5 protein-coding genes are annotated in these 10,534 nt (G+C 38.4%); 2 read left to right on the top strand and 3 right to left on the bottom strand.

From position 1 onward, the window contains the following. The first annotated feature begins 136 nt into the window (after window positions 1-136). Window positions 137-442, top strand: a complete 306-nt coding sequence (locus ACP6PL_RS24535; protein WP_426547948.1) for a hypothetical protein — start codon at window positions 137-139, stop codon at window positions 440-442. A 129-nt stretch (window positions 443-571) separates the two neighbouring features. On the opposite strand, the gene ACP6PL_RS24530 is transcribed toward ACP6PL_RS24535, so the two are convergent. Next, window positions 572-1,546: a quinone oxidoreductase family protein gene (locus ACP6PL_RS24530; RefSeq protein ID WP_426547947.1), complete on the bottom strand. Its 975-nt coding sequence runs from the start codon at window positions 1,544-1,546 to the stop codon at window positions 572-574. A gap of 225 nt (window positions 1,547-1,771) precedes the next feature. Further along, window positions 1,772-2,218 carry a DUF3598 family protein gene (locus tag ACP6PL_RS24525; protein ID WP_426547946.1) on the bottom strand — a complete coding sequence of 149 codons (447 nt, stop codon included), beginning with the start codon at window positions 2,216-2,218 and terminating at the stop codon, window positions 1,772-1,774. A 1,429-nt stretch (window positions 2,219-3,647) separates the two neighbouring features. Between ACP6PL_RS24525 and ACP6PL_RS24520 the strand changes: the two genes are divergently transcribed. Continuing rightward, entirely contained in the window at window positions 3,648-6,125 is a 2,478-nt protein-coding gene (locus ACP6PL_RS24520; protein ID WP_426547945.1) for an ATP-dependent Clp protease ATP-binding subunit, read from the top strand. Between the two features lie 612 nt (window positions 6,126-6,737). On the opposite strand, the gene ACP6PL_RS24515 is transcribed toward ACP6PL_RS24520, so the two are convergent. Next, on the bottom strand, window positions 6,738-8,531 hold the full coding sequence (locus tag ACP6PL_RS24515; RefSeq protein ID WP_426547944.1) for an EF-hand domain-containing protein: 1,794 nt from the start codon (window positions 8,529-8,531) through the stop codon (window positions 6,738-6,740). Between the last annotated feature and the right edge of the window lie 2,003 nt (window positions 8,532-10,534).

Raw genomic sequence — 10,534 nt, 5'->3', positions numbered from 1 at the left:
TCTACTGTAATGATTCTGGTTTTATTATAAGTGATCATCCGAACATGATATTATTCAAGAACCGAAAACTTGGACTTCATCAGAGCGAACCAGGTCAATTTTCCTCTTTCTGTGGAAGTTTCTTGGTTATCTGGGTATGTCTGCTGTTTTTATCTCTCTAGGACTTATGATGGGCATTATCGGCTATCATTGGGCAGCGGGTTTGAGTTGGATAGATTCTCTAGTAGAAGCTTCGATGATTCTTAGTGGTATGGGACCAATTAGTCCCCTCTCAACTACTAGCGCAAAAGTATTTGCTTCTCTCTATGCACTCTTTAGTGGTTTGGTTTTTGTTATAGCGATGGGGATTCTTTTATCTCCTTTAGTCTATAGTTTGTTAAGTCAATTTCGTCTTCATCTCAAACCTGAAAACTACCAACAAGATGAGCACTTAGCAAAATGATCAAGATGTAGAACTGAAAAACTAACGGGGTAACAAATAGTTGTCTTGATTCCTTAGTCCCTATTCCCTGTTCCCAGTTAAGTGTTTCCTATCTCCTTATTTATATTTCCTTGACAAACACCGTTAATTTTAAGGAACCACAACAATTTTTCCCATCAAACTACGCTGCTCTATTCTCGTCAACGCTGCTGATACTCCCTCCAGACCGACTACTTGCTCAATAGTTGACTGTAATTTTCCCTGTACAAATGCTGGCATAATTACATCTTTAAGAGTTTGCCAACTTGCCTGATAATAACTGTTATACCAAAGAGCAATACCATAAACTGCAATATTGCGCCCTAGTAATTTTCCCATTGGCAAGGCCGCATCCAAACCAGTCGTCGTACCATAGCAAGCAATACGACCATTATTAGCGATCGCCCCTAAACAGTCAGCAAATGTCACCTTACCTCCTCCATCAAGTGCCACCTGTACCCCAAAATTGTCTGTAATATTGCCTACCTCAGAAACTACATTTTGACTGCTATAGTCAATCCCATAGTCAGCACCCAATTTCATCAGATATTCGACCTTAGCTGCATTACCAGCAGTAGCGATAACCTTTGCTCCTAATAACTTAGCTAGTTGTACTGCTGCAGTCCCCACACCACCACTACCAGGATGGACTAGCACCCATTCTCCTATCCGAACTTTTGCCCGATGGATGAGAGCTACAATAGCTGTCAAATAGTTAATAGGTAAACTAGCTGCCACCTCAAACGATATATCGTCCGGAATAGCTAATAATTCTGTAGCAGGAGCGATCGCCATTTCTGCAAAAGCTCCCCTAACATGACCCACTACCCGCATTCCTGGCGAAAACCCCTTAACTTTTTCCCCCACAGCATCAACCACACCTGCTGCTTCTTGACCAAGAATTTGAGGCAATGCGTCGTCGTGTGGTCTTTTATATTTTCCGTAGGTCATTTGCAAGTCTGAGTTATTAATTCCCGCAGCTTTTACAACCAGTCTTACTTCACCGGAGGTAGGGGCTAAAATTTCTTTTTCTTCTACTTGAATACCGGAGATACCTGAGTATTCATGTATGCAAACTGCTTTCATTTTTAGTATGTTATCTAGAATTATTGTAGGTTATTACTAAAATCTTTGTTTGTAGTTGCGCTTTAGCGCCTCAAATATATCTAGGTTGGCAAAAAAGCCCAACTACGAGCAGAATTATAAGTGTTTTGCCGAAGATAATATTAGTCAGGATAATTTAAGTTGGTTAATAACCAAAAAAATGATTAAACTATTATTTTACTAGCGAGGCAAATTTAGTTTTTTTATTTAACTAACTCTTTCTTCTTTAATAATTGTTCTTTTGACAATTTGATCCTTCTGAAACCAATGCCAAGTTCTGGCGCGATGATTATTATCAGGACTAATATTAATCATTTCATAGATATAAAAATCTGCCATTCCTTTATAAGTAATCCACAAAATAATTGTTGAATTATCTACTTCCCAAGCATAACCATCTAATCTTTCTGTATCAAACCAAATTTTTTTATCCCGATATATTCCCGGAAATTGATATTCTTCTTTTTTACCATCCGCCCACTCATAACGATTAGTTTGGAAATAGGGATATTCTCCATTTTCGGGAAATTGACAAGTTAAATGGGAACTGTGTTTATCAATAATATTGCCGTCGTTATCTACTATTATATATGTTCCTTTCCAATCTCCTTCATGGCGGACTAATACGGGCATTTCTTCTCGAATATTAGACATAATAACTGCTCCTGATTCAAACAGTGGATAAAATTGAAATTATTATATAGCAATTTAGGAATGATCTTTAAGTAGTGGCTTAGAGTAACTGTAAACTGTCGATGCTCTACCTATTGTTTTGTACATCTATACTAGCGTCTCTAGCTTTAAAATGTGGGTGAAAAAACCTAATCCCAACCCCCTTCCTATCGCCCCTTACCCCCCTTTGAAAGCTATGCTTTACCAACATATCTTGAATTCCTTATAGGATAGGGGAGAGGGGGAAGAGGGGAAAGAGAAGACAAACCTGCCATTTCTCAATATCTAGGACAGAGGTGACTAAAAATGAATAAGGCAATTTCACCATTTGCCAACTCTGACTAGCTACTTAAACCATCTCTCCACACTCCCCACCTACAATGCTTATAAGACTTATGGGTAAGCATAGCCTTTGAAGGGGGGAGTAGGGAAGGGTTTACAGGGGTAGGTTTTTAACAAAGGAGCGATCGCTCCCTTTGATTCAGTATAAAATCCTCAAAAAATGTACTTTTTTATACAATAAATGCCTGCAAACTCCCCCCTCCTTCCCCTCTTCCCCCTCTCCCCACACTTCTTTTAGATCAAAGGTAAAAAAACTACCCCTGTGAAAGTAGGGAAGCGAGAGTATATTTCCCCTATCCTTGCAGGAGAGGGGTTGGGGGAGATATCTTAAGCAAGCAACAAACTTACCCACAATTTTAGTTTAGACAAGCTACTACTAAAGACTTGGCTCCTTAAAAAAATGATGGTGGTGCATAATAATGGTATAGGAAGTGTGCGGAGTGCAGGAAAAACAGGAAAAAAATGTATATTCTCACCATTACTATGCAGGACTACCAAAAAAATTACTCAACTTCTTAGAGCTGATAATACCAATTCAGTAAAATAATGCTACAAAAAGACAACCTATCAATTTCTCCCCAGAAGATGGTTTGAGAATGGGAGCAACTACATATATCTATATATTTAGCTTTTTTTCTTGAATATTTATTTCTGCTTTCAACTTCGGTCTTCGTGCTTCCTAACCAATAATATTTGTAACAATATTTTTTCTAAATGGTATAATCTATCAATATGTGGCAAATATTCCAGAAAGCATTGCAACTTTCCTCAGAAAATAGTAAATTAAGATACAGTAAATATAAGAGATTTTTGCTTTGTCTGGCAAAAAGGTATTATCTTCAAATTGTTAACAACAACTTATTATACATTAATTACTGAATTCCTTAGTTACGGCTCTCCTCACTAGCCACTGTTACTTTAAGAACGCTACATTTAAGTTACAATAAGTAAATAAAAATTTACATTTGTTAGTGTTTATGGCCACTTAATGGTCAGTATAGATGAAAAACATTACTATATTGGAGACATCTCCCCTGTGACTATAAACATATAATAAGAGGTAGTAATAATGTTTGAACGTTTTACAGAACAATCAATCAAGGTAATCATGTTAGCTCAGGAAGAGGCCCGTCGCTTAGGACATAACTTTGTGGGCACAGAGCAAATTCTCCTTGGTTTAATTGGTGAAGGTACAGGTATTGCATCTAAAGTTCTGAAAGAGCATGGTGTAAATCTCAAAGATGCTCGGAATGAAGTAGAAAAAATAATTGGCCGTGGTTCTGGGTTCACTCCGGCAGAAATTCCTTTTACTCCTAGGGTAAAAAGGATGTTAGAAATTTCCCTAGAAGAAGCGAGGAAATTAGACCATAACTATATTGGCACAGAACATTTGCTACTCGGATTACTACAAGATTCTGAAGGAGTAGCTGCTAAAGTTTTGGACAACTTGGGAGTTGACAGAGGCAAAGTTCGGACTCAAGTAATTCGGTCTCTGGGAGAAGTTGCTACAGTGTCTTCCGGAGGGTCTAACCCCAGTGGTAAGAAAGCCGTTACTCTAGAAGAATTTGGTACAGATTTAACAAAGTTAGCAGCAGAGGGTAAAATTGACCCAATAGTAGGCCGACAAATTGAAATTGAACGGATGATTCAAGTCTTAGGCCGTAGGACAAAAAATAACCCTGTTCTTATTGGTGAACCTGGAGTCGGAAAAACAGCTCTCGCTGAGGGGTTAGCTCAACGAATCGTTAATCAAGATGTTCCTGATATCCTAGAAAATAAACAGGTGGTTAGTCTGAATATTGCTTCTCTGATCGCTGGTACTAGGTTCAGAGGAGAATTTGAGGAACGGTTGAAAAAAATAATGGATGAAGTCCGCTCCAATGGCAATATTATTTTGGTAATTGATGAAATTCACACTGTTGTAGGTGCTGGTGCTATTGAAGGTAGTATGGATGCTGCTAACATTCTCAAACCTGCTTTGGCAAGGGGTGAACTGCAATGTATTGGGGCGACTACCCTAGATGAATATCGTAAGCATATTGAACGGGATGCTGCTCTGGAACGTCGTTTCCAACCTGTAAAAGTTGGTGAACCTAGTGTAGAACAGACTATTGAAATTCTCTATGGTGTAAGGTCTGCTTATGAGCAACACCATAGGTTGACTATTTCTGATGACGCTCTGGCAGCAGCAGCTGAATTATCGGATCGCTATATTAGCGATCGCTTCTTACCAGATAAAGCTATTGACCTCATTGATGAAGCTGGTTCCCTTGTCAGAGTAAAAAATTCAATGGTTTCGCCAGAGTTGAAGGAACTAAGACGACAACTCTTGAAGGTGACAAAAGAAAAAGAAGAAGTTGTCCGTCAACAAGACTTTGAAAAAGCTGGTCAACTGCGCGATCGCGAACTAGAAATTGAAGCAGAGATTGAGAATACTACCTCTGGCAAACAAGATGGAAAAACCAGTAAGTCTCTTGTAGTGACTGAAGACGATATTGCTCATATTGTGGCATCTTGGACTGGAGTTCCTGTAAGTAAGTTGACAGAATCTGAGTCTGAGAAACTGTTACATATAGAAGATACCCTGCACCAACGTCTCATTGGTCAAGATGATGCGGTGAAAGCTGTTTCCCGTGCTTTACGTCGCGCTCGTGTTGGTTTGAAGAACCCCAAGCGGCCTATTGCTAGTTTCATTTTCTCTGGTCCGACTGGTGTTGGTAAAACAGAACTGACAAAAGCATTAGCTACTTATTTCTTTGGTTCTGAGGAAGCCATGATTCGGGTGGATATGTCAGAATACATGGAACGTCACACTGTTTCTAAACTTGTTGGTTCTCCTCCAGGATTTGTTGGTTATGATGAAGGTGGCCAATTAACAGAAGCTGTACGCCGTCGTCCCTACACTGTGGTTTTATTTGATGAGATTGAAAAGGCTCATCCAGATGTATTTAATATTATGCTACAAGTTTTAGAGGATGGCCGTTTGACTGACTCTAAAGGTCGAGTAGTAGATTTCAAGAATACCTTAATCATTATGACTTCTAATATCGGTTCTAAAGTCATTGAGAAAGGTGGCGGTGGTTTAGGTTTTGAGTTTGCTGAGGATCAAGAAGAAGCTCAATATAATCGTATCCGCAACTTAGTTAATGAGGAACTGAAACAATATTTCCGCCCAGAATTTCTCAACCGTTTGGATGAAATTATTGTCTTCCGTCAGTTGACTAAGGATGAGGTGAAAGAAATTGCAGAAATTATGCTGCGGGATGTATTTAGTCGTTTGAGCGAGCGCGAAATTACTATGACAGTCAGCGATAAGTTTAAGGAGCGTTTAGTAGAAGAAGGATTCGATCCTAGTTATGGAGCGAGACCTCTACGTCGAGCTATTATGCGTTTGTTAGAGGATGTTTTGGCAGAAGCGTTATTAGCTGGTCAAATTCAGGATGGGGAAAATGTTTATGTAGATTTAGATGAAAACCGTGAGGTAAAAGTGACACCTAATGGATCTGCTAAAGAGCAACTACCGGAGTTTGCTTACAGCAATAATTAATGTTAACTGTAACACAAGCATCCTGTTTGTAACAAGAATGCTTGTGTTACCAAAAATTTTGTCCCTAACTTTGCTGTAATTTAGCGATAGTAATCAAAAAATCACGTTCATTAGAGCTATTTTCCTGCACGGTAGACCAAAGTAGGGGCTAATAACCACCCCTACTGGATTATCATTTTTTCATGTGGTTTATTGACCTCAAAACTGCTGTAAAAAAATCACGTTCATTAAAATCTACATTCCGCAAGAAAAAATGTAGTATAATACCAAATCCGGTAGTATTCGGTATAAAAAAGCAGAGAAGCCGGGGAAAGTATCAAATTCCCTACAATACTAACATTGCCTTCCCACAAACCCGGCTAAGGTAAGGGTAAGGAAGAAGGAAGAAGGCTTTAATTACCTATAACAGAAGCTTTAAGAGCCAGAAAAAACTTAAATTTCCTGTAGTTATTTACCCTGGGGTTTACACAAACGATACCAGCGGACATGATATCAGAAGAAAATCATAAGCCAATTTTTGTCTTATAGCGGTTTTCACAAAGGTAGACTATAAAACTTATGCCCTCAGCATAAATGCCTTCTACCTTTAACTAACAATCTCTGTATTCTATGTTAATGAATAGCGCTATAAGATGTTAAGGACTTAAAGATTGCTTGAAACTCCTCGTAACTGATTAGATCGTCCCCACTTGTGTCTGCAGCTTTCATCATATTCTCAATTTGAACATCATTAATCTGGGTATCGATACTACGAATATAAGTTTGTAACTCATCTAAACTTATATATCCTGACTTATCTGTATCAATATATTGGAAAACTCTGTAGAGTTCCTTTTCTTCTACAGCAATAATGTGTTCTACGAAACCAAGACTTTCAGCGATCGTCTTCCACAACTCATTGGAGTCAGTGTGTTTAAGAGCATCTGCCTCGTCATCTTTCGTAATGCTATATTCTTGGCGAAGTTCTTGAATTAGCTTGCGATCTTCTGGGGATAAACTTTTCAAAAGGTCTTCCAACACTTCATTGGATGTTTGCTCAGAGAAAGCTTTCATCAAATCAGAAACCCAGTTTCGATCTGGGTGAGTTTTCCCAGAATGTAAGATAATTTCCAGAAGAGTTTCTCGATAGCTCTCCAAACGCATAGAATTTTCTCTATTGTGCTGCTTACGAGGATCGAATAGCTCGGGATATTGTTGGCCTAGTTCCACTAAGACGGTATCGTGATCTTTATCAGAAATACACAGTTCTTGTCGCATTTGCTTGAAGCCTTCGAGAGTATTAGCAGGATCTACATAACCCTCATCAATGGCATCTCGCAGCATCGCTTTATAAGTTTGCAGACGTTTTTCTTGGGAAAAATCAGGCAGAACTTTAGCAAGAACATAGACTTCATCCGCATTAAGATCGTCAATAGATCGTCCATCCAAAAACTTCGCAGTATCTAAATTCAGCTTTTTGAGCTGCTTTTGCAATCTAAAGGCAAGACTTTCCCGTTGATAACGACTTGGAGTGCGCCGCCAAGTTCTATAAAGCCACAAACTACTAGATACCATTATAAAAACTGGGAAAAGACTAGGCAGAGGTGATGGTAACATGTTAACATAACCGCGCGCTGAAAAAATAAAGAAAAAATTGAAAATGAAAAACGTACACAACGTAAACATATGATGCCGAATGACTCGGGAGTCAGTATGTTTATAACGGCGGTTATGATAGGCTTTATAAAGATCTTCCAAGCCAGTACCAATACCTATAGCACCAAAGATAAATAGACCAATAGTGACGGGTACTGCTAGTAATTTAGGAAAGTCTATAGGCGCACCTAATAAATAATACCCAGGTTTGAGTAGGTCTGCCAGTTGGCTTTCTTCGTGAGACCAGACTCCGGATATAAGATAATCCCAGTTCCCAGCATAAAGATAGTAATAGACAAAGTACCCAACTGTAAGGCCAATATAGCCATAGTAGAGCCATTGCTGCTCATGGCTGTCAATCTCATCCCAATAGGAAGATTCAGCATCTATATCAATACAATTGCTTGCACAGGCAACACAAGCACTCAATTCTTTACCCTCTTGAGTTACTGTACGACACATGGATTGGGTAATGAGTTTGCGATCGCCTTTGTGAGCCGTACTGTTGAACAGTCCTCTTGGTTGTCCAAAAATCTTTTCTACGGGAGCCATTGGGCAAATATACTGGCACCAACTCTTACCTCCATAGAGAAAACCAACTGTTATGGCGGCGATAATGGTAAAGGTTAGAAATAAGCCTAATACCAAACGATTAGAGTTGACAAAAAGAATACGGGCACACACCCCTACATATAAAAGACCAAATTGTAGCACAAGATGATTCTGAGCTAGCCATGAATTTTTGGCAACTTTGACCAATTCCTTGCGCACTTTTCCTGTTGTAGGATTGGTGCGCTTGCGTTTACGTTCCAATCCTAATGCACGAGGAAGTTGCGAAAGAAAGGAGAGAGGACAAATTCGACGCCAAAATTCGTGTCCCAACACAAATAAAATCAGGACACCACAAGGCACGATCAGACCCCAAAAAAGAGGAGCTGCCATGGCGTATGGTATCTCTTTAATACATTCTCCTTGTAGCAGGACGCAGTTTTCTGGATTGATTTTGAACGGACTTAATACATTGGAAGGTTCTGTTAGCTTACTGGATATTGGATCGTAGAATAGTGAAAAAATTAGTACACACCAACCCAAGGCAACTGCCATTCGTACTCGATGAATTTTGATTTCAGAAATGTTACTTATCATCGCTAATTTTTTTTCTCGATATATTTTTTTTTGAGTTTTAGCAGTTAACTGAAGAGTGCAAAGTTCTTGTAAAAATATTACTTACAGCAATTTCAGAGTTTAGTGAGGTAGAAAGTTTTATTACCTTAGTAATAGGGAAGAGAGATTAGTCTTCAAGTGTACCTCACAATCCTAAAAAGTGCTATAATTAGGACTTACGCAGTAAGGCTATATATAGTGTATATCTCTAGCATTATTCTCAGGGCAAACGCATCTTATTTTGAAGTTTTAACAGGGTAAGGATCTTAGGGTTCTGAGTATTTATGCTGATCACTCATCTAAAGCTTAACAGTAGAAGGTTCCAGAATTTAGATACGTTTGCCCTGGCATTATTCTGGATATTGCCACTAAAATTAGTGCTGTTGTGTAAGTCCTGATAATATCAAGGTTGAAAGTATTACTGTAAAAGGCTTACAGAAAATACATTTTCTACAAGAGGATTTGTCACCTTGAAAGCGCCGGAAGCTTTAGCTAGCAAGAGTTTTTCCTAGAAGTTTTTACTGTTCTAAAACTTAACGGTACTTTGATATATTTCGAGCGCGAAAATGTCTTCAAAGCATCAGGGGGTAAGGTAAATAAGTTATTCAGGCTAAAAATGGCTCAAACCTAGATATATCAGGAAACAGGTTAATCAAATGTAAAACCTAGGCTATATAATGGTTTGATGCTATTTTTAACTTATGTTTTGCCAAAGTACCGTTAACTATATTTTTATTGATACTACTAAATTGGCATGGAAGTTGTATCCAAATTATCTAAGATCAATATTAGAGTTGTTGGGAATTAAGCTAAAAAAATCGCTAAAACCCTTATTAGTCAAGCTTACAGTATTTTTCAGCCTTCCAATCCTGAAAACCTTATAGAATAAGCTTTTGAGCATTGTTCAACTTTTATTTCCCAACAACTCTATTTAATTGATTGGAATTGAGCAATCCTACCTTACAGACTGAAGAGTAGAAAGTTCTTCTAAAAATCTTACTTACAGGAGTTTCGGAGTTAGTAAGATACAAAGTTTTACTGCCTTAGTAATAGGAAAGAGAGATTAGTCTTCAACTATACTTCACTATCCGGGCAAAGTGCTGTAATCTCAAGGCTGAAAGTATTACTGGAAAATGCTTGCAGAAAATACACTTTCTACAAGAGGGTTTGTCACCTTGAGAGCGCCGAAAGCTTTAGCTAGCAATAATTTTTCATAGAAATTTGTACTGTCTAGCACTTAACTATATTTTTATTGATACTACTAAAGTGGGATGAAAGTTGTATCCAAATTATCTAAGATCGATATTTGGTAGTCCTAAAGATGTAACGAGCTTTGTTGATACATCCCTTCAATATGTCAGAAGGTAGATGAGAAAAATCATTACTTGCAGGACTTACGCATTAAGTAGGGTTTGCTGAAAAAATTGGTTGCTGGGGGTAGGAGACGGGGACGCTGAGACGCGGGGACGCGGAGATGGCGGGACAGACAACGGTTTCGACCGTTTTATGTAAAGAAATTTTATGGATTTCCGCAGAAAATCTCAGTATTTTGAGGCAAATAAGAGCCAATAACTAGGAGAATTACTGAATATAAAAAGCTCCATTTACTG

It is taken from the genome of Dapis purpurea BLCC-M126 (assembly GCF_050015975.1).
Taxonomy (GTDB): Bacteria; Cyanobacteriota; Cyanobacteriia; order Cyanobacteriales; family Microcoleaceae; genus Trichodesmium.
This window is presented reverse-complemented; position numbering and strand designations above follow the sequence as displayed.

Excerpts from the sequence above, each read along its gene's own strand:
- ACP6PL_RS24530 (WP_426547947.1), bottom strand. The coding sequence starts at position 1,546 with ATGAAAGCAGTTTGCATACATGAATACTCAGGTATCTCCGGTATTCAA.
- ACP6PL_RS24535 (WP_426547948.1), top strand. The coding sequence starts at position 137 with ATGTCTGCTGTTTTTATCTCTCTAGGACTTATGATGGGCATTATCGGC.
- ACP6PL_RS24520 (WP_426547945.1), top strand. The coding sequence starts at position 3,648 with ATGTTTGAACGTTTTACAGAACAATCAATCAAGGTAATCATGTTAGCT.
- ACP6PL_RS24525 (WP_426547946.1), bottom strand. The coding sequence starts at position 2,218 with ATGTCTAATATTCGAGAAGAAATGCCCGTATTAGTCCGCCATGAAGGA.